Below are 22,868 nucleotides of genomic sequence, written 5' to 3'. Positions count from 1 at the left end.
ATCGTTCGATGGTGGTTTCGCCCGCCGCATCGCGCCGGGCGTTTTTTCGCCGGAACGCGCTTCAGAGCATCGCCGCCAGACACAGCGTCACGGTGACGAGCGATACAAGCGTCGAAAAGAGAATCGCGCTCGATGTCACCGCCGCCTCCCGCCGATAAAACTCGGCGAGCATGAACGGTCCGGTACCCGTCGGCAGCGCGCTCAGGATCACCGCCGTCTTCGCCCACAACGGCGGCAGGGCAAACACGTGAAACGCGAGCCACCACGTCAGCAGCGGCTGCGCGACGAGCTTCAGCGCGACCAGCGCGCTCGCGGTCTTCGCGTGGCCCACGCCGGCCTTCTCGCCGAGAAAAAGCCCCAGCGCGACGAGCGCACACGGACTCGCCGCGCCGCCCAGCAGCTTCAGAAACGCTTCCGCGCCGCCCGAAACATGCATCCCCGCGCCGCTCCACAACGCGCCCGCGAGCGGCGCGACGAGCAGCGGATTCGTCGCGAGCGACTTCGCGACCCGGCCGAGCGTCGCACCGATATGCCGCTCGGTCTGCAGGCCGAGTTCGATCATCACGATGGCAACCGCGAACAGCACGCACACCGTCATGATGGTCGCGATGACGGCCGGCGCGAGGCTCGGCTGGCCGAACGCGAGCAGACACAGCGGCAAGCCGATGAAGCCCGTATTCGGATAGGCCGCGTTGAGTCCGTCGATGCTCGCATCGGCGAGATGGCGCGACTGCCTGAGCCGCACGAGCGCGGTCGCGGCGAACACGACCCCCGAGCCGATCCCGAAGACCGCGATGAACGCGGGCTGGTCGAGCATGCGCCACGGCGTTTTCGCCATGATGTCGAAGAGCAGCGCGGGCAACGCAAGATAGACGACGAAACGGTTCAGTTCGGACGATGCGCTGGGTCCGAGCTTGCGCAGTCTCGCGGCGGCGAAGCCCGCGAAGATCAGCCCGAAGATCGGCAGGATGATGGTGAGAAGCGGCGTGAACAGCGATGAAACCAATGGCGGCATGAAGGGAAACGGCCAGGCGGCGGATGGTTGGGTGGAGGCAAGGATACCGTCTGATGCAGCCGGCCGCAGGTCGAGACGCGGCCAAAGGTGAGACATTTCGGGAGCCGCCGCAGGGTGAGTCGCCAGGACTCACCGAAGCTCACGATTGCGCGATTCACAGTATTTCTAAGCATCCGCGCGAGCCGTCGACAGTTTCTGTCGTTTGCCATCAAGCCCTTGTTTCATAAGGCTTTGCGCGATTTTGCAAAGCCCGCGTGACACGCCGCTATACCGATCGTTGCATACGCAACGGTTTTTTCCGCGCCGCGCATGCGCTCGCTTGCTGACGCTTCAGGTGAGCTAATACGGGACCCGCGTTAGGTTGCCGGACCCGCCCGTCGCATGCTGGAAAAAGCGTTTCTCGCGCGTATGCGTAAATTCAATCGGATCAATGGTTTGCACGATTCATTCGAAGTGCTTTACGCAGATTGGAATGTGTTCGCGCACACACTCCGGACAGCCCGCAGGCCGCAAAGGTGAGCGCTTTCGGGAGGTCGGAACGAAGCTTGCTGCACCGGAATTCTCTTCGTCCATCAGCGCGGAATAACGATGACCCTGAAACGTCCCTGGCTTTATGGCGCCGCGGCGGTGCTCGCGATCGGCGCCGTCGGCCTCCTTGCGGCCTGCGCCACGCAAGGCGCCAGCAAGAGCGGCAACGCAAAGGTGCCGGAACCGGCGAAGCCCGTCGATCTCGACCGCTACCTCGGTCAATGGTATGAGTTTGCGCGCTATGAGAACCGCTTCGAGCGCAACTGCGAAGCCGTCACGGCCAACTATGCCAAACGCGACGACGGCCTCGTTTCCGTCGTCAACGCATGTCGCGTGGGCGGGCTAACGGGACCGTACAAAGCATCTGAGGGACGCGCGAAGATCGTTGCGGGGTCGGAGAATGCGAAGCTGAAGGTGTCGTTCTTCGGACCGTTCTATGTTGGCGATTATTGGGTGCTGGATCACGCCGACGACTATTCGTGGTCCATCGTCGGCGAGCCGAGCGGCCGCTACTTGTGGATACTGACGCGCGAGGCGCGGCCCGCTGCCGCCGAACGCACCGCGCTGATCGAGCGGACACGCGCGCTCGGCTACGACGTGACGATGTTGCGCGAGACGCGGCACGACTGACGGCTTTCGCGCGCTCGCACCGGCGCTATTCGATCAGGAAGCGTTCCTTGTTCTTCCCCGCGAGCCATGCGGGCGTGCGTCCGCGTCCGCTCCAGGTTTCGCCCGTCTTCGGGTTGCGGTATTTCGGCGGCAGCGGCGCCTTTTTCGCAACGGCCGCGCCGCGGCCGCGCGTCGCGCGAAAGCCGAGTTCCTCGGCGGTCAGCCCGTATTCGGCGATCTTCGTTTTGATTTCTGCGATAGCGTCGGCGACTTCCTTTTCGCGCGCCGCCGCGACTTCGGCTTGCAATTTTTCGAGTTGTGCCGTGAGTTGCCTGTAGGTCGCCATGAATCCTTGCTCCGCAGTATTCGAATGATCAGCAGACCGCTAGCGGCTAAAAAAGTGCCGGGATTCGTCAGTTCTTTTAGTTTAGTCGTCGATGGCGTCGTAAAGCAGACGTTCAAACTGCTGCGCCATTGGGAACGGCTCCTCGGCGCGCCGCTGGATCATGAAGATGCCGATCATGTCTTCCACCGGATCGGCGAACCAGCTCGTGCCGAGCGCGCCGGGCCAGCCGAAGGTGCCCGGCGAACGATAGCCGGCGCGCAGTTGCCGCGCGGCGTCGTCGACGATCGCGAGGCCCAGGCCGAAACCCTGGCTCGACCAGACGGGAAAGCCGAACGCCGGAATGCGGCGCTGCTCGGCGCTGAGAAAGTTCGAGCGCATCAGGTCGATCGACTTGTGCGAGAGCAGGCGCGGGCCGCGCATGCGTTCGTCGGCATCGCCTTGCAGCCGGCCGCGGCCAAGCAGCATGCGGGCGAATCGCAGATAGTCGTCGGCGGTGGAAACGAGCCCGCCGCCGCCGCCCTGGAAACGCGCGGGGTCGATCCAGCGGCTCGTCGCGGGATGATCTTCCGGCGCCTGCCGGCGGCTCGCAGTATCGACGGCGTAAGAGGTCGACAGGCGGCCGACCTTCTCCTGCGGCACGACAAAGCCGGTATCCGGCATGCCGAGCGGCTCGAAGATGCGCGTGCGGAAGAAGTCGTCGAGCGACATGTCCGCGACGCGCTGGATCAGCACGCCGAGCACGTCGGTCGTGATGCCGTAATGCCAGCGCGCGCCCGGCTGATACATGAGCGGAAGCTCGACGACATGTTCCAGCCAGCGCGCCGGATCGACCATCACGTCGAAGCCGTTGAACACTTTCTCGTAGGCGTCGGCGAGCGCGCCTTCCGCCGTGAAGTGATACGCGAAGCCCGCGCGATGCGTGAGCAGATCGAGCAGCGTGATCGGCGCGGCCAGCGGCTCGGTGCGGTCGAGCGGCGCGTCGGGCGTGGCGAGCACCGCGAGCTTGTTCAGTTCCGGCAGCCACTTCGACACCGCGCTGTCGAAATCGAGCCGCCCTTCTTCGATCAGCATCAGCGCGGCGACGCTCGTGACCGGTTTGGTCATCGACGCGATGCGAAAGAGCGTGTCGCGCGTCATGGGCGTTCGGGTGTCGAGATCGCGCCAGCCGAGCGTGTCGGCGTGAGCGATCTCGCCGTGGCGCCACGCGAGCGTGACGATGCCGGCGACATCGCCGGAGTCGACGAAACGTTGCAGCGCGCCGGTGACGCGCGCGAGGCGTTCTGGGGCAAAGCCGGCTTTCGACATCGGTTCTCCTGTCGGGTTGGCACAGTCAGCGTGCAACACGAGCGCCGTTCGTCCCGCAGCTTAGGCCAGGGCCCTTACTGCGGCTTGCAGGCGATCAACAGTCCGTTCTGGCCGTTGTCGAGCGACTGTTCGAGCACGTCGTAGTTCCCGCCCTGACAGGTGGCGCGCGCGTTTTGCGTGCACAGGCTCCAGCCGCCGGCAGCCGGGCACTGGATCAGCGTGGTCGGGCGGCCGTCGGCGGAAAAGAGCGGCGGCGCGCTGCTGCAACCGGCAAGCACCGATGCCGTCGCCGCAAGCAAAACCGAAACGCCGAACCGTATCCCGATCTTCATGCCAACCCCTTGTTCACGCTGTATTTTTTGATCCCCGGAGTATGCCACGCGGATATCGACGTGCGCGGCGCTACACGTCGATCCCGAGCGCCACGATCTTCTTGTAAAGCGTCGCCCGGCCGATACCGATCCGCTTTGCCGTCTCCGTCACGCGGCCGCCGCTCACGCGGAGCGCATCGACGAGGAAGGTCTTTTCGAAGTTCGCCATCGCGTCGGCGTAGGACATGGCGGGTTCTTCGACGCTCACCGGCTGCTCGCCCGCAGGCTGCACGCGCGCCGAGCCGATGAACGGCGCGAGCGCGCGGGCGTCGATATGCTCGCTGTCCGACAGCATCAGCGCGCGTTCGAGCGTGTTGCGCAACTCGCGCACGTTGCCGGGCCACGGATACGCGCAGAGAAGCCGCAGCGCATCGTCCTGCAGCACGGCGTGGCCCGCGTGGCCGGGACGCGCCTCGGTCGCGAGTTCTTCGAGGATCGCGTAGGCAAGCGCTTCGATGTCGCCGAGCCGTTCGCGCAGCGGCGGCGCGTGGATCGTCAGCACGTTCAGGCGATAGAACAGGTCCGCGCGAAACCGGCCCGCCGCGACCAGCGCGGGCAGATCGGCGGAGGTGGCCGCGATGATCCGCACGTCCGCGCGCACGATGCGGTTCGAGCCGAGCGGCTCGAACTCCTTGTCCTGCAACACGCGCAACAGCTTGCCCTGAAGCGGCAGCGGCATATCGCCGATCTCGTCCAGAAAGAGCGTGCCGCCGTCGGCCAGCTCGAATTTTCCCACGCGCCCCTTGCGATCCGCGCCCGTGTAAGCGCCCGGCGCCGCGCCGAAGAACTCGACTTCGAGCAGCGTGTCGGGGATCGCCGCGACGTTCACGGTGACGAGCGGCCGGGCGGCGCGCGTCGAGGTGCCGTGGATCGCGTGCGCGAGCAGTTCCTTGCCGGTGCCGGTTTCGCCGAGCAACAACACCGGCGATTCGACCTGCGCGGCGCGGCGCGCCTTGCGCTTCACTTCGAGGCTCGCCGCGCTCGTGCCGACGAAACTCGCGAACGTGTACTTGGCCCGCCGCGCCTGCGCGAGCGACTGACGCGTCGCGATCAGTTCCTGCTGCACGCGCGAGTAATGCGCGAAGAGCGGCGTGAGCGCCTTCATCTCGTCGAAGAGGGCGAAGCCGATCGCGCCGACCGTCGCGCCGTGGTCGTCCTTGAGCGGCAGACGCGTGACGACGAGCGGCTCGCGGTCGGTTTCCAGCACGTCGAGCAGGATCGGCTTGCCGGTCGTCACGACTTCGCGCATCAGGCTGTGCGGAATCACGGCTTCGCAGTCGCGGCCGATCGCCTGCGCCGGATCGGAGAAGCCGAAACGCGCCGCATAGCGCTTGTTGATCCAGACGACGCGCGCGTCCGCATCGACGATAAACGTGCCCTCGCTCAGGTTCTCGAAGGTCTTGAAAAGCGATTCCATCGCGCGCCGCAGCACGTCGCTGTAATTCGCCGGCACGGTGGTCCAGTCGTTGTGCATCGATGCGTGTCTCATGTTTATCGTTATCGCGATCTCTTTATCGAGACAGAATATCTCATAACGGAGACAGCCCGCAATGCCATGTTCATGCTTTGAATGGAGCATTCACGGGTGAGATTTCGTCACGCACGGCTGTCTCGCTTCGTGGACATTTCAGTACAATCGCTCATCGACTGGCGCGGGGGTAAGCCCGCGAGGCGCGCGGAACCGACGCTGGCACGGAACCTGCCTACGGTGACGCCCGTCGCGTCATCGTCCGCACACTGGCTTTCACGAGAAGCCGCCCACAACAACATCAACGGAGACTCAATGTCCTTCATCATCGTGCTCGCCGCCCTGGCGTTCCTGATGCTGGCCGCCTATCGCGGCTACAGCGTCATTCTCTTCGCGCCGATCGCAGCACTCGGCGCGGTGCTCCTCACCGAGCCCGCCGCCGTTGCGCCGGTCTTCTCCGGCATCTTCATGGAGAAGATGGTCGGCTTCGTGAAGCTGTATTTCCCCGTCTTCCTGCTCGGCGCCGTGTTCGGCAAGGTGATCGAACTGTCGGGATTCTCCGAGTCGATCGTCGCTGCGGCGATCCGCTACATCGGCAGGTCGCGCGTGAATGCGGTGATCGTCGCGGTGTGCGCGCTGCTCACCTATGGCGGCGTCTCGCTGTTCGTGGTCGTGTTCGCGGTCTATCCGTTCGCGGCCGAGATGTATCGCCAGAGCAATATTCCGAAGCGCCTGATGCCCGGCGCGATCGCGCTCGGCGCGTTCTCGTTCACGATGGATTCGCTGCCCGGCACGCCGCAGATCCAGAACATCATCCCGACGACCTTTTTCAAGACCACCGGCTGGGCGGCGCCGTGGCTGGGCGTGATCGGCTCGCTGTTCATCATCGTGGTCGGGCTGACGTTTCTCGAATGGCGCCGCCGTTCCGCGATGGCGAAGGGTGAAGGCTACGGCACGTCGCTCGTGAACGAGCCGGAGCGCGTCGAGGCGAAGTCGCTGCCGAATCCGCTGCTTGCGATCGCGCCGCTGATTCTCGTCGGCGTGGCGAATTTCGTGCTGACCAAGTGGATTCCGACCTGGTACGGCGCGAGCTATACGGTCGCGCCCGACGTGCTGCCGGGCGTCCACGCGCCGGTGACGACGGCGGTGAAGACGGTCGTCGCGATCTGGGCCGTCGAGGGCGCGCTCTTGCTCGGCATCGTGCTCGTGTTGCTGACGGCGTTTGGCCGCGTGAAGGAGCGTTTCGCGGTGGGCACGCGCGCGGCGGTGTCGGGCGCGCTGCTCGCGGCGATGAACACGGCGTCGGAATATGGTTTCGGCGGCGTGATCGCGGCGCTGCCGGGATTCATCGTCGTGAGCGATGCGCTCAAGAACATTCCGAATCCGCTCGTGAACGCGGCGGTGTCGGTGAGTTCGCTCGCGGGCATCACGGGATCGGCGTCGGGCGGGATGAGCATCGCGCTCGCGGCGATGTCGGATACCTTCATCAAGGGCGCCGAAGCCGCGCACATTCCGCTGGAAGTGCTGCATCGCGTGGTCGCGATGGCGAGCGGCGGCATGGACACGCTGCCGCACAACGGCGCCGTCATCACGCTGCTCGCGGTGACGGGGCTCACGCACCGCGAGTCTTACCGCGACATCTTCGCGGTGACGATCATCAAGACGCTGGCGGTGTTCTTCGTGATCGCGGTGTATTACATGACGGGGCTGGTTTGAGGTAAGGCCTGCGTATCTCCGAAGCAATGTATGCCCGCCGTGATCGCCTGATTCATCCCATTACAGGAACCGCCATGACCCCTGCAGCAAACCCGTCTCTCAGCGGCAAGACCGCCCTCGTCACCGGCTCGACGAGCGGCATCGGACTCGGCATCGCGACCGCGCTCGCCGCAGCCGGCGCCAATCTCGTGCTCAACGGCTTCGGCGACTCGCAAGCTGCCGTCGCGCAGATCGAAGCCCTCGGCGTGCAGGTCGCCTACCACGGCGCCGACATGTCGAAACCCGACGAAATCGAAGCGATGATCGCCTTTGCAGCCGAGCGCTTCGGCGCCGTCGACGTCCTCGTGAACAACGCCGGCATCCAGCACGTCGCGACCATCGACACCTTTCCGGTCGAGCGCTGGGATTCGATCATCGCGATCAACCTCAGTTCCGCGTTCCACACGATGCGCGCCGCGTTGCCCGCGATGCGCGAGCGCGGCTGGGGCCGCGTCATCAATATCGCTTCGGTGCACGGGCTGGTCGGCTCGGCGGGCAAGTCGGCGTATGTGGCGGCGAAGCACGGCATCGTCGGGCTGACGAAGGTCGCCGCGCTCGAAAACGCGCGCACCGGCGTGACCGTCAACGCGATCTGCCCGGGCTTCGTGCTCACGCCGCTCGTGCAGAAACAGATCGACGACCTCGCCGCCCGCGAATCGCTCTCACCCGACGACGCGCGGGCGAAACTGCTCGGCGAAAAACAGCCGTCGGCGCAATTCGTGACGCCGCAGCAGATCGGCGAGATGGCCGTGTTCCTCTGCTCGAACGCCGCCAGCGAAATGCGCGGCGCGGCGCTCCAGATCGACGGCGGCTGGAGCGCGCAGTGAGCCTCGCGCAAGACTGAAGCCCTCGTTTACCCGAGCGCGTTAGTCGGATACCCCTTAAGAATGTGGGGTTAATCGCCGTTATGCCTTGTATGCACAAGCCAGCGCGCCGCGGTCGCGGCGCGTCAGAACGACGATACAAGGACATCCGCATGCGCAACAACCAGCCCGTCAGCCAGCACGAATACGACTATCCGGCGTCGCAGATGCTCGTCTCCGCGACCGATCTCTCTGGCAACATCCAGTACTGCAATCCGGCCTTCGTCGCCGTTTCCGGCTATTCGAAGGAAGACCTGACCGGTCAGCCGCACAACATCATCCGCCATCCCGACATGCCGCGCGAAGCGTTCGCCGATCTCTGGTCGACGATACGTACTGGCCGCTCGTGGACCGGGATCGTCAAGAACCGGCGCAAGAACGGCGATCACTACTGGGTGCGCGCGAACGTCACGCCGGTTCTGGAGAACGGCAAGGCGGTCGGTTATCTGAGCGTGCGCGTCAAACCCGGCCGCGACGAAGTGAAAGCCGCCGATGCGCTCTACGCGACGATGCGCGCGGGAATGCTGCACGGCGCGCGGCTCGAACACGGCGTACTGAGGCGAACTGGCATCGCGGGAACGTGGCAACGGCTCAGGCAGATGCCGCTGGCATCGCGGTTGGTCGCGAGCCACGCCGCCGCGCCGCTCGCACTCGCGGTGGCGGGCATGGTGGAGTGGCGCGGCGCACCGCCGCTGCCGTTCTGGATCGCGCTCGCGGCGGGCGCCGCCGCCGCCGCGTGCGGCTGGCTGTCGCTCGCGCGCCAGCTCGACACGCCCGTGCGCGCCATGTCCCGATTCGCCGCGCGCATGGCCTCGGGCGATCTGACCGCCGATACGCAGGCCGGCGCCGAAGGCGATCTCGGCGACGTGCAGCGCGCGTTGAATCAGTTGAAGGCGAATCTCTCGGCGATCGTCTTCGACGTGCGCGGCCAGATCGGCGGATTGCTCGACTCCGCGCGCGAAATTTCGACCGGCAACACGGAACTGTCGCGCCGCACGGAATCGCAGGCGCACTCGCTGCAGGACACGGCCTCCGCGATGGAGCAGATCACCGCCACCGTCGAGGGCAACGCCGACGCCAGCGCGCGTGCGCTCGACGTCGTCAGGGAAGCGCTCGCCGCGGCCAACGACGGCGACCGGATCGCGAGCCAGGTCGAAGAGAAGATGGCGGGCATCAACGCGGCTGCGAGGCGCATCGCCGACATCACCGGCGTGATCGACGGCATCGCGTTCCAGACCAACATCCTCGCGCTGAACGCCGCCGTCGAGGCCGCCCGCGCGGGCGAGGCGGGGCGCTCGTTCGCGGTCGTCGCGAGCGAGGTGCGCAATCTCGCCCAGCGGTCGGCGGCGGCGGCGAAGGAAATCGAAGGCGTGGTGAAGGCGAGCGCCGCGCAGATCGAGGCCGGAACCGGGCTCGTCGCGCGCACGACGAGCCAGATGCGCGCGATCGACGCCGCCGTCAACCGCGTCTCGGCGATCATTCTCGAAGTGGCGAACGCGAGCAGCGAACAGGCGCTCGGCATCCGCCAGGTGAATGAGGCAGTCGCGAATCTCGACGACGCCACGCAGCAAAACGCCGCACTCGTGGAACAGGCGGCGGCGACCGCGCAGAGTCTCGTCGACCGCGCGGGCGTGCTCGACGCGGCCGTGCGCCTGTTCACGGTCCCCAGGATCGAGGAGCGCCCGCGCGTCGGCGCGTAGAGGACGAAGCAGCGCTGACGCAGAGCCGGAGTCGGCATCGCTTGGTACTATCGGAGCATTACCACCGAGGAGTATTCGATGAGCGCTGAAAATAATCGCGTAGAAGAAGCGCGGGCGATGGAACGCATCGTGAACGCGACGAAGCAGGTGCAGACGGCTTTCACCGCGCTTCAGACGCAATTTCCGCCGGAAGGCGACGGCCGCCCGTCGCAGATGGCGCTGCAGACGTTCGACGCCGCGCTTCAGGAACTGGAAGAAGCGCAGGCGGCCTTCGACACCATGCTGAACGATCTCTTCGACGGCAACCGCTGAGCGCGCGCCGCGTTCAGGCGCCGCGCAACACGGGCACGCGCGGCGCCTCTTGCGGCTTGTCCTCGGCCGCTTCGTCGGGCGGATTGAGCCCGGCCCACGACACGCCGTCGTTCGACTGGCGGCGCGCGGCGGCGACACAGGCATCGACGAGCTCCTTGAACGACGTCGCCGCCGAGCTGGTGCGCACGAGCGCTTCGCCTTGCAGCGAACTTTCCGGCACGACGAGCCCGACGATCAGTTCCGCCGACGACGCCCGCTGATGCAGCCGCCGCAGCAAGTTACGCAGATACGGCGGCGATTCGGCGGCATCGAACGAGACGACGCACATGATCGACACGCCGCTCAGGTCCACGTCCGCAAAGCGGTTGCGCGAGAAACGCTCGTAGGGCGCGAGGTCGGCGCTCATGCCGTGCTTCCTGAAAAGCTGCACGGCGATGGTCGCGGCGAGATCGTCGAGTTCGCCGCGCCCCGCGATGCACAGCACCGACGCCGTGTGCCCTTCGCGCGCGGCATCGAAGCGCTCGGGAGGCGACTCCGACGCAACGCCCGCGCGCTCGCTCGCGCTTTCGAGACTCGCGGGCGGCTCCTCTTCGGGCGCGCGCGCGGTGACGAGATCCTCGGCGTCTTCCAGACCTTCGATGATGTCGAGCGCCGATTCGTTGATCCGCCGCAACTGGTCCACCGTCACCACGCCGCGCATCACGTCGTTGTGCGCGAAACGCAGGCCTGCGAGCGCGACTTCGTCGTAATACGCCGTGAGCGAGCGCTCTTTCAGCAGCGACTCCGCCTGGATCAGCGCTTCGTCGGGATCGTTCGCCAGCAGGCGCTGGTAGAAATTTTCGGCTGGCGTGAGCGCGGGCCGGTCGCCGAACAGCACGTCGAGGAACTCCAGCCGGTCGACGTGGCGTCCCAGAATCACGAGACAGAGCGTGAGCGGCGTCGAAAGCACGAGGCCGATCGGCCCCCAGATCCAGCTCCAGAAAATCGCCGCGACGATCACCGCGAACGGCGACAGCCCCGTGCTGTGCCCGTACAGCAGCGGCTCGACCACTTGGCCCGCGAGCACGTCAGTGACGCCGAACAGGACGATGGTCCAGATCAGCATCGACCAGCCTGGACCGACGGCCGCCGCGAACACGACGGCGATCAGCGCGGCGATCCACGTGCCGACGTACGGCACGAAGCGCAGCAAGGTCGCGATCACGCCGAACAGCAGCGCGCCGGGCACGCCGATGATCGCAAGCCCGATCGCGATGACGATCCCCACGCCCACGTTGATGCCGAGTTGCGCGAGGAAATAGCGCGAGAGCCGGCGCGCAGCTTCGTCCATCGCGGTGGTCGCGCGGTGCAGGTCGCGCGAGCCGAAGAGCCGGATCAGCCGGTCGCGCAGGTCTTCTCGCTGCAACAGGATGAAGATCGCGACGACGAGCACGATGCCGGTCGTCTCCAGCGGACTGATCACGGGCGAGAGGAAACGCTGCGCGAGTTCCAGCGGCGACGGCGACGGCTCGTGCACTTCGACCGGCATCGGCTGATCGATCGGCGAGACGGTCTGATCGTTTTCGTCCTTGCGCGCCTCCTGCTCGCGCGCGGGCGAGAGACGCTTGAGCGCGTGCGAAGCCTTGCCGAGAAACTCATCGGCGCGACCGACGGTCATCTTCTGCACCGCGTCGACCTTGCGCTCGACCGCGACCTGATACTTCGGCAAATCGCCGGCTAGCTGCGCGATCTGCGCGCCGATCAGCGCGCCGACCGCCGTCAGCACGGAAAGCGCCAGCAGCACCGCGACGATCACCGAAGGCACCTGCCCGAACTTGAAGCGCCGCAGCAGGTCGACGAAAGGCGCGAGCAGGAAACTAAGGAGCACGGCGAGGATGATCGGAATCATGACCGCGCGCCCGAAGTAAAGCGCGCAGATCACGACGACGCCGGTCACGAGCGACGTCAACGCCCGGATGCTCGGCACCTCGGGCGGCAGGACCTTGGCGGGCGGCCGGCGCGAGCCGGGCAGTTGCGGCATGGAGTCGTCCTCGTAGGGCGGCGGGAAGTCGCGGCACAAGCAGTGAAGCAAGCAACGTGCCGCTTCTTCGGCAAGGTGAGCGCCTGCGGGATAGCGACGGTGAGACAATCCGGGAGCCGCGTCGCCCCGCGTTATTGCGGCGAGGGCGTCGCGACGATGCGCCGGATGCGGCTCGCCATCGATTCCAGCGTGAACGGTTTCGTGATCAGTTCCATGCCGGCGTCGAGAAAGCCGCTGCCGCGCGCAGCCGCTTCGGCGTAGCCCGTCATGAAAAGCACTTTCAGCGACGGCCGCGTGGCGCGCGCGGCATCGGCGAGCTGGCGGCCGTTCAGGCCCGGCAGGCCGACATCGGTCACGAGCAGGTCGATGCGCGCGGGCGAATTCAGCACGGCGAGGCCGGCCGGTCCATCGACGGCTTCCATCACTTCGTAGTCGAGGTCGCGCAGGATTTCGCAGACGAGCTCGCGCACCGAAGCATCGTCCTCGACGACGAGGATCGCGTGCCGCTCCTGCGCGCGATGCGCTTCGCTCAGTTCGCCCACGGCTTCGACGCGCGCGGCGCCGCCCTGATGGCGCGGCAGGTAGAGCCGCACCGTGGTGCCGGCGCCGGGCGCGCTGTCGATCGTCGCGATGCCGCCCGACTGCCGCGCGAAACCGTAGGCCATCGAGAGCCCGAGTCCCGTGCCCTGCCCGAGCGGCTTGGTCGTGAAAAACGGGTCGAAGGCGCGCTCGCGGACGTCGTCGGGCATGCCGCTCCCCGTGTCCGACACCGACACCGCGACGTAGGACCCCGGCAGCACCTCCGGATGGCGCGCGGCGAACTCGGCGTCCAGTTCCGCGTTGGCGGTTCCGAGCGTGAGGCTGCCGCCATCGGGCATCGCGTCACGCGCGTTGATCGCGAAATTGAGCAGCGCGTTTTCGAGCTGGTTGGCATCGCAACGGGTGAGCCACAGTTGCTCGTTGCGGATCACCTTGACGTCGATCGCCTCGCCCATCGTCCGGCGCAACAGGTCGTCGATGGAATGCAGCAGCTCGTCGGCGTTGACTGGCTTGGGGTCGAGCGGCTGGCGCCGCGAAAACGCCAACAGCCGATGGGTGAGCGAAGCCGCGCGACTGGCCGCACCCATCGCCATCGTGATGAAGCGGTCGATTTCGTCGATGCGCCCCAACTGCACGAAGCGGCGAATCAGTTCGAGCGGCCCGGTGATGCCTTGCAGCAGGTTGTTGAAGTCGTGCGCGATGCCGCCCGTCAGTTGCCCGAGCGCTTCCATCTTCTGCGCCTGCCTGAGCACCTCTTCGGTCTGACGCAGCGCGCGCTGCGTCTCCTTCTCGCGCGTGATGTCGCGTCCGTTGCCGTAGAGCGCGCCGCCTTCGCGCGTCACGACCCACGACACCCAGCGATACGTGCCGTCCTTGTGCCGGTTGCGGTTTTCGAAGCGCGCAAAGCCCGCGCCGATCGCTACTTCGAGCGCGGTGCGGGTCGCGTCGGCGTCTTCGGGATGCACGATCGACTCGAACGTGCGGCCGACCAGTTCATCCTCGGTGAAACCGAGAATCGACGTCCATGCCGGATTCATCGCGCCGAGCACGCCGTCCTCGCTTGCCACCATGAAGAGATCGCGCGAATTGCGCCAGATACGGTCGCGCTCGCGCGTGCGCGCCTCGACTTCGGCCGCGAGCGAATCGTTCAGGCGCCGCAACTGCGCCTCGCTCACGCGCAGCCGCTCCTCGACGCGCTTGTGCTCCGTGATGTCGTAGGACACGCCGAGATAGCGCTTGCCGAGCGCGCCGTCGATCGCCTCGCCGCGGCGGCCCATCCAGCGTTCCTCGCCGGTATCGGGGCGGCGGACGCGGTATTCGAGGTAGTCGAGCGCGTGATTCGGCACCTCGGGCGTGCCCGTCAGCACGTGCGCGCGATCCTGCGGATGAATCAGCGCGATCAATTCGGTGATGTCGAATTCGGCGAGCACCGGCAGACCCCACTGCCGGCAGAATTCCTCCGACAACGCGACGCGCCCGCGCTCCGGAAACAGCTCGAAGGTGCCGACACGGCCCGCCTGCTGCGCGATGCGCAACCGCTCCTCGCTTTCGCGCAGCGCGCGGTCGCCGTTATAGCGCTCGATGGCGAGCGCGGTCACGCTCGCGACGAACGCGATCTCTTCGAGATCGTCGTTCGACGGGCTTTTCGGAATCGGATAGTAGTTCGCGAAGGTGCCGAGCACGCGGCCGTCGGCGGCACGGATCGGCGCCGACCAGCACGCGCGCAGGCCGTGACTCAGCGCGAGATCGCGGAAATTCTCCCAGAGCGGATCGGTCTCTATGTCGTCGACGATCACCGGCACCGCGTTGTACGCCGCCGCGCCGCAGGAACCCGTCATCGGGCCGAATTCGAGGCCGTCGATCGCCTGGTTGTAGCTCGCGGGCAGGCTCGGCGCGGCGCCGTGCACGAGATGCTTGCCGCTTGCATCGACGAGCAGGATCGACGCGTACATGCGCTCGCCCGAGAGCGCCTCCACGCGATGGATCACGTGCGCGAGCACCTCGGCGAGCGGCATGCCGGCCACGACACGGCCAAGCACCGCACGCTCGAATTCGAGCCGGCTCAAGGTTGAAAAGACAAGTGGTCGCCGCATGTCATGAAGTGCCAGAGCGCACCCGGCCGCGTTTGATCGCGCGTTATCACGCGATGGATAATGCGCGCATCTTAGCATCGGAGAAAACGGCTTACCTGCGCTCGCGATGCCTCGACCGGCCGCCCTCGCCTATGGACGCCATTGAAACAATCAGTTGGCCGGGCGGGCACGCGGCATGCGAGATTGACCGTCCCCAAGCCGACAATCCGAGTGAACCGTTCATGGCCGTGGAATCGCCCTGCATCAGCATCTGCAAATTCGACGAGAAGACGGGCTTTTGCATCGGCTGCCTGCGCACGAAGGACGAATGCAAGCAGTGGAAGAAGATGAAGGACAAACACCGGACAAGAATCATCGACGAACGCGGCAAGCGCAAACACAAGCTCAAGAAGCACGGCAAATGAAGGCGCGCGCCAAGACGGTGGACTAGACTGGTCTCAATGACCACGCCGCGGCAAACCGACCGACACGACGCGTGGACCGGACACGAACCTCGTCATCTCCAGGGAGTTCAGTCATGAACGCTATCGTGCGCACGGCCCTCGCCGTGTCGATGTCCGCTGTTGCCTGCCTGTCGATTCAGGCCGCGAGCGCCCAGTCGCTGTCGCGGCCCAATCCCGAAACCGACATGTCCGCGCCCGAGAACAACCCGAAGCTTCAGCCGAACGCGGCGCTCGGCAGCCAGTATCCTTCGCACGGCAACCAGCAGGCCGGCGAGCTCAACCTCAATCCGACCGATCCGCGCGCGCAACTCGCCAACGGGCTGCCGAACAATGCGCTCGGCGGCGGTTATGGCTCGCCGCTCGCGGGCAGCAAGGTGAACGTCAAGCCGGACGGACAAACGCCGGACTAAAAGGCGCCCGCATCGCTCACCATTCTCGTTTCGAGAATGGTGAATTGAATTTCGCTGGTATTCAACAACGCAGGCCGCGACCCCACACTTCGATCCAGCGCCAGGGAAACGCCCCGGCCCATCCACCGATCGAAGGAGTCGCCCATGAAGCTCTATCACCACCCGCTGTCCGGCCACGCTCACCGCGCCCGCCTGTTCCTGTCGCTGCTCGGCGTGCCGCATGAGATCGTTCACGTCGATCTGGCGGCGGCCGAGCACAAGTCGCCCGAGTTCCTGCGCCTGAACCGCTTCGGCCAGATTCCCGTGCTCGTCGATGGCGACACGGTCATCGCCGATTCAGCCGCGATCCTCGTCTATCTCGCGAAGAAATACGCCAAGGAAGACTGGCTGCCGACCGCACCCGCCGATGCGGCCGCCGTGCAGCGCTGGCTGTCGGTCGCGGCGGGGCAGATCGCGTTCGGCCCGGCGGCCGCGCGCCTCGTCACCGTGTTCGGCGCGCCGTTCAACGCGAAGGAAGTGATCGCCCGCGCGCACGCGGTCCTCAAGCTGATCGACGAAGAACTGGCCGGCCGCGAATGGCTCGCGGCCGACCACCCGACCATCGCCGACGTCGCGCTCTACAGCTACATCGCGCGCGCGCCGGAAGGCAACGTCGATCTCTCCGGCTATCGCAACGTGAATGCGTGGCTCGCGCGCATCGAGGCGCTGCCGGGCTTCGTCGAGTTCCAGCAGACGCCCGCCGGGCTCACCGCGGCCGCCTGAGCGCGTCTAGCCGCGTCTGGCCGCTTCATTCACGTCGAAAGGCGAATCATCATGTCCAGCATCTTGAAAGCGAGTCTGCGTTCACCCTGGCACGATGGCGAACTCGCGCTGCAGCGCAACGCGGGTGTCGTCGAGCGGATGGACGGCCCCGGGCGCCGCTTCGTGCGCGATCATCTGCTTGACCAGCATCGGCAGTTCTATCCACTGCTGCCGTTCATCGTGGCGGGCGCGGTCGATGCCGAAGGCGACGCCTGGGCGACCGTGCTTGCGGGCCAGCCGGGCTTCCTGCAAGCGCCGACCCCCGCGATGCTCGACGTGCACGCAGCGCGCGATCCCGACGACCCCGCCGATGCCGGTTTCGGCGACGGCGCCGCGATCGGCCTGCTCGGCATCGACCTCGCCACGCGCCGGCGCAATCGTCTGAACGGCGTGATCCGGCGCGACAGCGACGCGGCGTTCGGCGTCGAGGTCGTGCAGAGCTACGGGAACTGTCCGCAGTACATCCAGTTGCGCGACTTCGAGTCGATTCGCGATCCGGCCGTGCGCGCGTCGACTGCGCCCGAACGGCTCGACCGGCTGTCCGCACGCGCCGCGCACATGATCGCGAACGCGGACACGTTCTTTGTCGCGTCCTACGCGGACCGCGAGAACGGCGAACGGCAAGTCGACGTTTCGCATCGCGGCGGCAAGCCGGGCTTCGTGCGTCTTGCGCAAGACGGCGTGCTCACGATCCCCGATTTCGCGGGCAACCTGTTCTTCAACACGCTCGGCAACATCCTGGTGAACGGCAAGGCGGGTCTGGTCTTCGCCGATTTCGACACCGGCGATCTGCTGCAACTCGCGGGCGACGCCGAAGTCATCCTCGATTCGCCGGAGATCGCCGCGTTCCAGGGCGCGGAGCGGCTGTGGCGCTTCGCGCCGCGCCGGATCGTCTATCGTGCCGACGCGCTGCCGCTGCGCTGGCACGCCGACGCCGCCGGCCAGTCGCCGAATTCGCTTCTGACCGGAAACTGGAACGAAACCGCCGAGCGTCTGAACGCGGCCTCGCTCGCCCGCGCGTGGCGGCCGTTTCGCGTCGCGAAGATAGTCGACGAGAGCGACGCGATCCGCTCGTTTTATCTCGAACCGGCGGATGGCGCGGGCATCGTCGCGCACGCGGCCGGCCAGCATCTGCCGATCCGCGTGACGACGGCTGAAGGCGGTCCGCCCGCGATCCGCACGTACACGCTGTCCGTCGCGCCGTCGGACGGTTTCTATCGCATCAGCGTGAAGCGCCAGGGGATCGTGTCGGCGCATCTGCACGACACGCTGCGCGCGGGCGGCATCGTCGAGGCGCGCGCTCCGGCCGGCGACTTCACGATCGACGCCAGCGAGACGCGCCCGGCCGTGCTGATCGCGGCGGGCGTCGGCGTGACGCCGATGCTCGCGATGCTGCGTCACCTCGTCTATGAAGGAGAGCGCAAGCGGCGCGTGCGGCCGGTGTGGTTTTTCCACGCGGCGCGTTCGCTGGCAGAGCGCGCTTTCGCCGATGAAATCCGCGGCCTCGCCGAACGCGCGGGCGGCGCCGTGCACGTGATCCGCTCACTGACGAATACCGAAGACGCGCGTGAAGGCGCCGATTACGACATCGAAGGCCGCATCGACATCGACATGCTCAAAGGCATCCTTCCCTTCGACGACTACGACTTCTATCTGTGCGGCCCCGCCGCCTTCATGCAGGCGATCTACGACGGCCTGCGCAGCCTGAACGTCGCCGATGGACGCATTCATGCCGAAGCGTTTGGCCCGTCCGGGCTCGCGCGCAAGCGGGACGAAGGCGCATCCAAGTCGCCTGCCCGCCTTCCCGCGACCGAAGCCGTGCCGGTGGCGTTCGTGAAGTCGTCGAAGGAAGCGCGCTGGACGCCCGCCGCCGGCACGCTGCTCGAACTCGCCGAAGCGCGCGGCCTCGCGCCCGAATTCAGTTGCCGCGGCGGAAGCTGCGGAACGTGCAGGACGCGCGTCATCGAGGGCGAGGTCGCGTATCCGGTCGCGCCGTCGTTTCAGATAGGCGACGACGAGGCGCTCATCTGCTGCGCCGTGCCCGCCGCCTCGCATGCGGGGCCGCTCGTGCTCGATCTGTAAAAGCGCCTCGCCATTGCTCCGCGGCGTCGCATGTCTGAGAATGCACGTCACCGCGGGCACAGAGAGAGCGAGATGGACCGATTCCAGGCGATGGCGACGTTCGTGACCGTAGTCGAAACCGGCGGCTTTGCGTCCGCCGCGCGCAAACTAGACGTCTCGCCCTCGGTGGTGAGCCGCGTCGTGACGGAACTGGAAGAGCGGCTCGGCGTGCGGCTCCTCACGCGCACGACGCGCGTCGTGCGGCTGACGGAGGTCGGCACGGCCTATTTCGAGGACTGCCGCCGCATTCTCGGCGAAGTCGACGACGCCGAACGCTCGGCGACCGGCACGCACTCGACGCCGCGCGGCCAGTTGACGATCACCGCGCCGATGCTGTTCGGCAAGTACTTCGTGATGCCGGTCGTGATCGACTATCTGTCGCGCTATCCGCAGGCCGACGTCAACGCGTGGTTCATCGACCGCGTGGTGAATCTGGTCGACGAGGGGATCGACGTCGCGGTGCGCATCGGCGAGATGCCGGATTCCACCTTGCAGGCGATCCGCGTCGGCCGCGTGCGGCGCGTGCTGTGCGCGTCGCCTGGTTATCTGAAGGAACACGGCACGCCGCGCCGCCCGGAAGACCTGAGCGGCCACACGACGATTCTCGCGAGCGGCATCTCGACGACGCCCGAATGGCGTCTCTTCGACGACGGCAAGCAAACGGTCGTGCGCCTTCAGCCGCGCCTCACGACCACCACCAACGACGCCGCGATCACGGCCGCCGTCGCGGGCTTCGGCATCACGCGCCTTTTGTCGTACCAGATTGCGCAGCACTTGCGCGACGGCACGCTCGAGATCGTGCTGCCGGATTTCGAGCCGCCCGCGCTGCCGATCCAGGTCGTGCATCGCGAAGGGCGGCATGCGACGCAGAAGGTCCGTGCGTTCCTCGACCTCGCCATCGATACCCTGCGCGCCGACCCGTCGCTGAATTAACCGGACGCAGAGTCGGTCTCGACTTTTTGAAAGACTTCCGGCTCACGGTCGCGCCACGCGGCGCGCAGGCGGCGTTGCGTGCAAAAAAAGCGCAAAGCATGCAACATAGCAATCTTCGGACCGTTCTGATCTTGCCTCTTCAATCGGCCTTTCAGGGCCCCTTCAACCGGCGACCCCTACGCACCATGACGACACAGAACCCATCCGCCACCGACCGTCCCGTCGACATGATCATCTTCGGCGGCGGCGGCGACCTGTCCGCCCGCAAGCTTTTGCCCGCGCTCTACATGGCGCATCTGCACTGCAACCTGCCGGCCGAGACGCGCATCATCGCGATCGGCCGCAAGGACTGGTCGCGCGACGACTACCTCGCGTTCATGGAAGAGCACTCGCGCCCGTTCGTCGACGCGAAGGCGCTCGACGCCCAAGCGTGGGACAAGTTCCTCGCGCTCTTCGACTACGTGCGCATCGACATCGACAGCGCCGCCGACTTCGAGCGGCTCGCGCAGGTGTCGCGGCCGAACGCGCTGCGCGTCTTCTATCTCGCGACCGCGCCGGATCTCTTCACCACCATCTGCGATAACCTCGCGAACGCGGGTCTCGTCGACGAGCATTCGCGCGTCGTGCTCGAAAAGCCGCTCGGTCATGATCTCGCTTCGGCGCAGGCGATCAACGCATCGGTCGGGCGGCATTTCAAGGAAGCGCAGATCTATCGCATCGACCACTATCTCGGCAAGGAGACCGTGCAGAACCTGATGGTGCTGCGCTTCGGCAACGCGATCTTCGGGCCGCTGTGGCAGGCGCCGTATATCAAGAGCGTGCAGATCACGGTGTCGGAAACGGTGGGCGTCGGCAGCCGCGCGGGCTTCTACGACCAGACGGGCGCGCTGCGCGACATGGTGCAGAACCACTTGTTGCAACTGCTGTGCATCGTCGCGATGGAGCCGCCCGTGTCGCTCGATCCCGATGCCGTGCGCGACGAAAAGCTCAAAGTCCTGCGCTCGCTCAGGCCGATGTCGGTCGCCGACATCGCGCGCGATACCGTGCGCGGCCAGTATGCGGCGGGCGCGATCGGCGGCGAGCCGGTGAAGGGGTATCTCGAAGAGGCGAACGTGCCGCAGGACAGCCGCGCCGAGACCTTCGTCGCGATCCGCGCGCATATCAACAACTGGCGCTGGGCCAACGTGCCGTTCTTCCTGCGCACCGGCAAGCGGTTGCAGAAACGGCAATCGGAGATCGTGATCGATTTCGCCGACCTGCCGTTCTCGATCATCCCGAGCGGCCCGCGCAACTACGGCAACCGGCTCATCATCCAGTTGCAGCCGGAAGAGTCGATCCAGCTTCAGATGCTCGCGAAGGAACCCGGCAGCGGCATGCACATGCTGCCGGTGAACCTGAACCTCGACTTGCAGCAGGCGTTCACCGAGCGTCGCGCGGAAGCCTACGAGCGTCTGCTCATCGACGTGATCCGTGGGCGTCTCACGCACTTCATGCGGCGCGACGAACTCGAAGCCGCGTGGGCGTGGGTCGAACCGATTCTCGGCGGCTGGAAGGAGCTGAACGACCGGCCGCGCACCTACACGGCGGGGACGTTCGGGCCGGCGGCATCGTCGGCGCTGATGGCGCGCGAGAACATGGCCTGGGCCGAAGAGGCCTGAGCCACGTCCCGCGGCGGCGGCAACTACAGATATTCGACGTTGCCGTCCACGCTGATCGCCTGCCCCGAGATGTTGCGGCCCGCGGGCGATGCGAGAAACAGCGTCATCGCGGCGATGTCGTCGACGGTGACCATGCGCCGCAGCGAGATCTTTTGCAGATACGCGTCGCGCATGGCGTCGACTGAAATGTCGAGCGATTGCGCGCGCGCCGCGATCACGCGGTCCATTCGCTCGCCTTCGACCACGCCGGGAAGGATGGCATTCACGCGAATGTTGTCCGGCCCGAGTTCGACGGCGAGCGACTTCATCATGCCGACGATCGCCCACTTGGTCGCGGCATAGGGCGTGCGAAACGCGTAGCCGAGACGGCCCGCCACGGAAGACATCGCGATGATGGCCGGCGCGTCGGAGGTCTCCTTCAGCACGGGCACGGCCTTTCGCAGGAAGTAATACTGGCTGTTGAGATTGGTCGCGACCGTGCGCTCCCACTCGGCGGGGTCGATCGACTCCACCGCGCCCGTCGGACCGGCGATGCCCGCGTTGTTCACGAGAACGTCCAGCCCGCCAATCGTGCGGCGCGCATCGTCGATGACGGCGTCCACCTGCTCGCGATTCGCGACATCCGCGACGCCCGCGCGAAGGCGCGGATGGCGCGCCTTCGCGCGCTCGACGGCGGCGGCGTCCACGTCGCAGATATAGACGGCTGCGCCCGCTTCGAGGAAGGCCTCTGCGATGGCCGCGCCGATGCCCGTGGCGGCGCCCGTCACGAGAACGCGAAGGCCCGGCGCGGGCTTGAGAAGATCGAGTACGCTCATAGCGACATGCCTCCCGATGCCTCGATCACCGCGCCATTGATGTAGCTCGCCTCGTCGCTTGCGAGGAACGCGTAGATGCTGGCGATTTCCTCGGGTTTGCCGAGACGGCGCAGCGGAACCTGCTCGCGCATCTTCGCCATGACTTCGTCGGGCACGGTCGAGAGAATGGGCGTGTCGATGAAACCCGGCGCGACGGCGTTCACGCGGATGCCCTTTGGCCCGAGTTCGCGGCTCCACGTTTTCGTGAAGCCGATCACGCCGAACTTGGCCGCCGCGTAGTTGGTCTGGCCGTAGTTGCCGTAGATCCCCACCACCGAACTTGCGTTCAGGATGACGCCGCTTCGCTGCTCCACCATCGTATCGACCACAGCCTGCGCCGCATGAAAGACGCCGCGCAGATTGACGTCGATGACGTCGTCGAACTGTTCGAGCGACATCTTCTGGAGCCGGGCGTCGCGCGTGATGCCGGCGTTGTTCACCAGCACGTCGATCCGGCCGTGCGTCGCGAGCACGCGTGCCACCATCTCGTTGACCGACTTCCGGTCCGCGACATCCACGACGAAGGCCTCGGCTTCGCTGCCCGCTTCACGGCAGGCCTCGACCACTTTCGACAACGCCTCGCGATTCACGTCGCATGCCGCGACCACCGCCCCTTCGCGCGCGAACTTCAGCGCCGTCGCCGCGCCGATTCCCTGGCCCGCGCCGGTCACGATCGCTACCTTGCCTTTCAGTCTCATTTCCTGCTCTCCGCTCATTTTGAAT

General features: G+C 66.4%; 20 protein-coding genes. 11 read left to right on the top strand and 9 right to left on the bottom strand.

Going from position 1 to position 22,868, the window contains the following annotated elements; translation table 11 throughout:
* Positions 1-61 precede the first annotated feature (61 nt).
* Positions 62-1,015, bottom strand: coding sequence for an AEC family transporter (locus tag QCE48_RS27810; protein ID WP_309783725.1), 954 nt, complete (start codon positions 1,013-1,015; stop codon positions 62-64).
* A gap of 588 nt (positions 1,016-1,603) precedes the next feature.
* Between QCE48_RS27810 and QCE48_RS27805 the strand changes: the two genes are divergently transcribed.
* On the top strand, positions 1,604-2,173 hold the full coding sequence (locus tag QCE48_RS27805; RefSeq protein WP_309781717.1) for a lipocalin family protein: 570 nt from the start codon (positions 1,604-1,606) through the stop codon (positions 2,171-2,173).
* A gap of 25 nt (positions 2,174-2,198) precedes the next feature.
* Here QCE48_RS27805 and QCE48_RS27800 read toward each other — a convergent pair whose 3' ends face one another.
* From QCE48_RS27800 to QCE48_RS27785, 4 genes are all read right to left on the bottom strand, one after another.
* A complete protein-coding gene (locus QCE48_RS27800) occupies positions 2,199-2,498 on the bottom strand; it encodes an H-NS histone family protein (RefSeq protein ID WP_309781716.1) in 300 nt (99 codons plus the stop codon).
* 81 nt (positions 2,499-2,579) lie between these two features.
* A complete protein-coding gene (locus QCE48_RS27795; RefSeq protein WP_309781715.1) occupies positions 2,580-3,803 on the bottom strand; it encodes a serine hydrolase domain-containing protein in 1,224 nt (407 codons plus the stop codon).
* Positions 3,804-3,877: 74 nt separating this feature from the next.
* Positions 3,878-4,135 (bottom strand): hypothetical protein, encoded by a 258-nt coding sequence (locus tag QCE48_RS27790; protein WP_309781714.1) that lies wholly within the window; start codon positions 4,133-4,135, stop codon positions 3,878-3,880.
* Between the two features lie 70 nt (positions 4,136-4,205).
* Positions 4,206-5,648, bottom strand: coding sequence for a sigma 54-interacting transcriptional regulator (locus QCE48_RS27785; RefSeq protein WP_309783723.1), 1,443 nt, complete (start codon positions 5,646-5,648; stop codon positions 4,206-4,208).
* Positions 5,649-5,957: 309 nt separating this feature from the next.
* Between QCE48_RS27785 and QCE48_RS27780 the strand changes: the two genes are divergently transcribed.
* The 4 genes from QCE48_RS27780 to QCE48_RS27765 all read left to right on the top strand — a co-directional run bounded on the left by QCE48_RS27780 (position 5,958) and on the right by QCE48_RS27765 (position 10,272).
* A complete protein-coding gene (locus tag QCE48_RS27780) occupies positions 5,958-7,358 on the top strand; it encodes a GntP family permease (RefSeq protein ID WP_309781713.1) in 1,401 nt (466 codons plus the stop codon).
* A gap of 74 nt (positions 7,359-7,432) precedes the next feature.
* Positions 7,433-8,224: a 3-hydroxybutyrate dehydrogenase gene (locus QCE48_RS27775; protein ID WP_309781712.1), complete on the top strand. Its 792-nt coding sequence runs from the start codon at positions 7,433-7,435 to the stop codon at positions 8,222-8,224.
* Between the two features lie 149 nt (positions 8,225-8,373).
* Positions 8,374-9,960, top strand: coding sequence for a methyl-accepting chemotaxis protein (locus QCE48_RS27770; RefSeq protein ID WP_309781711.1), 1,587 nt, complete (start codon positions 8,374-8,376; stop codon positions 9,958-9,960).
* A gap of 78 nt (positions 9,961-10,038) precedes the next feature.
* A complete protein-coding gene (locus QCE48_RS27765) occupies positions 10,039-10,272 on the top strand; it encodes a hypothetical protein (protein ID WP_062638405.1) in 234 nt (77 codons plus the stop codon).
* 13 nt (positions 10,273-10,285) lie between these two features.
* Here the strand turns inward: QCE48_RS27765 and QCE48_RS27760 are convergent, their stop codons facing one another.
* Positions 10,286-12,292 carry an AI-2E family transporter gene (locus QCE48_RS27760; RefSeq protein WP_309781710.1) on the bottom strand — a complete coding sequence of 669 codons (2,007 nt, stop codon included), beginning with the start codon at positions 12,290-12,292 and terminating at the stop codon, positions 10,286-10,288.
* 131 nt (positions 12,293-12,423) lie between these two features.
* Complete coding sequence (locus tag QCE48_RS27755) at positions 12,424-14,925, bottom strand: PAS domain-containing protein (protein WP_309781709.1); 2,502 nt, start codon at positions 14,923-14,925, stop codon at positions 12,424-12,426.
* 221 nt (positions 14,926-15,146) lie between these two features.
* On the opposite strand from QCE48_RS27755, the gene QCE48_RS27750 reads away from it, so the two are divergent.
* The 6 genes from QCE48_RS27750 (at position 15,147) to zwf (ending at position 21,291) form a co-directional block, all read left to right on the top strand.
* Positions 15,147-15,329 carry a DUF1289 domain-containing protein gene (locus QCE48_RS27750; RefSeq protein WP_087628756.1) on the top strand — a complete coding sequence of 61 codons (183 nt, stop codon included), beginning with the start codon at positions 15,147-15,149 and terminating at the stop codon, positions 15,327-15,329.
* A gap of 113 nt (positions 15,330-15,442) precedes the next feature.
* Entirely contained in the window at positions 15,443-15,778 is a 336-nt protein-coding gene (locus QCE48_RS27745) for a hypothetical protein (protein ID WP_309781708.1), read from the top strand.
* 144 nt (positions 15,779-15,922) lie between these two features.
* Positions 15,923-16,540, top strand: coding sequence for a glutathione S-transferase (locus QCE48_RS27740; RefSeq protein ID WP_309781707.1), 618 nt, complete (start codon positions 15,923-15,925; stop codon positions 16,538-16,540).
* 51 nt (positions 16,541-16,591) lie between these two features.
* A complete protein-coding gene (locus QCE48_RS27735) occupies positions 16,592-18,661 on the top strand; it encodes a pyridoxamine 5'-phosphate oxidase family protein (RefSeq protein WP_309781706.1) in 2,070 nt (689 codons plus the stop codon).
* 72 nt (positions 18,662-18,733) lie between these two features.
* Positions 18,734-19,633 (top strand): LysR family transcriptional regulator, encoded by a 900-nt coding sequence (locus tag QCE48_RS27730; protein WP_309781704.1) that lies wholly within the window; start codon positions 18,734-18,736, stop codon positions 19,631-19,633.
* A gap of 185 nt (positions 19,634-19,818) precedes the next feature.
* A complete protein-coding gene (gene zwf / locus QCE48_RS27725) occupies positions 19,819-21,291 on the top strand; it encodes a glucose-6-phosphate dehydrogenase (RefSeq protein WP_309781703.1) in 1,473 nt (490 codons plus the stop codon).
* 23 nt (positions 21,292-21,314) lie between these two features.
* Here zwf and QCE48_RS27720 read toward each other — a convergent pair whose 3' ends face one another.
* Together QCE48_RS27720 and fabG are read right to left on the bottom strand one after the other, a co-directional pair.
* Positions 21,315-22,106: an SDR family oxidoreductase gene (locus QCE48_RS27720; RefSeq protein ID WP_309781701.1), complete on the bottom strand. Its 792-nt coding sequence runs from the start codon at positions 22,104-22,106 to the stop codon at positions 21,315-21,317.
* A complete protein-coding gene (gene fabG, locus QCE48_RS27715) occupies positions 22,103-22,843 on the bottom strand; it encodes a 3-oxoacyl-[acyl-carrier-protein] reductase (RefSeq protein WP_309781700.1) in 741 nt (246 codons plus the stop codon). The genes QCE48_RS27720 and fabG overlap by 4 nt, the downstream gene beginning before the upstream one ends.
* Positions 22,844-22,868: the final 25 nt, after the last annotated feature.

It is taken from the genome of Caballeronia sp. LZ024 (assembly GCF_031451455.1).
Classification (GTDB): Bacteria; Pseudomonadota; Gammaproteobacteria; order Burkholderiales; family Burkholderiaceae; genus Caballeronia; species Caballeronia telluris.
Note: the sequence above shows the minus strand (reverse complement) of the source record. Positions and strands in the feature narration are given on the sequence as shown.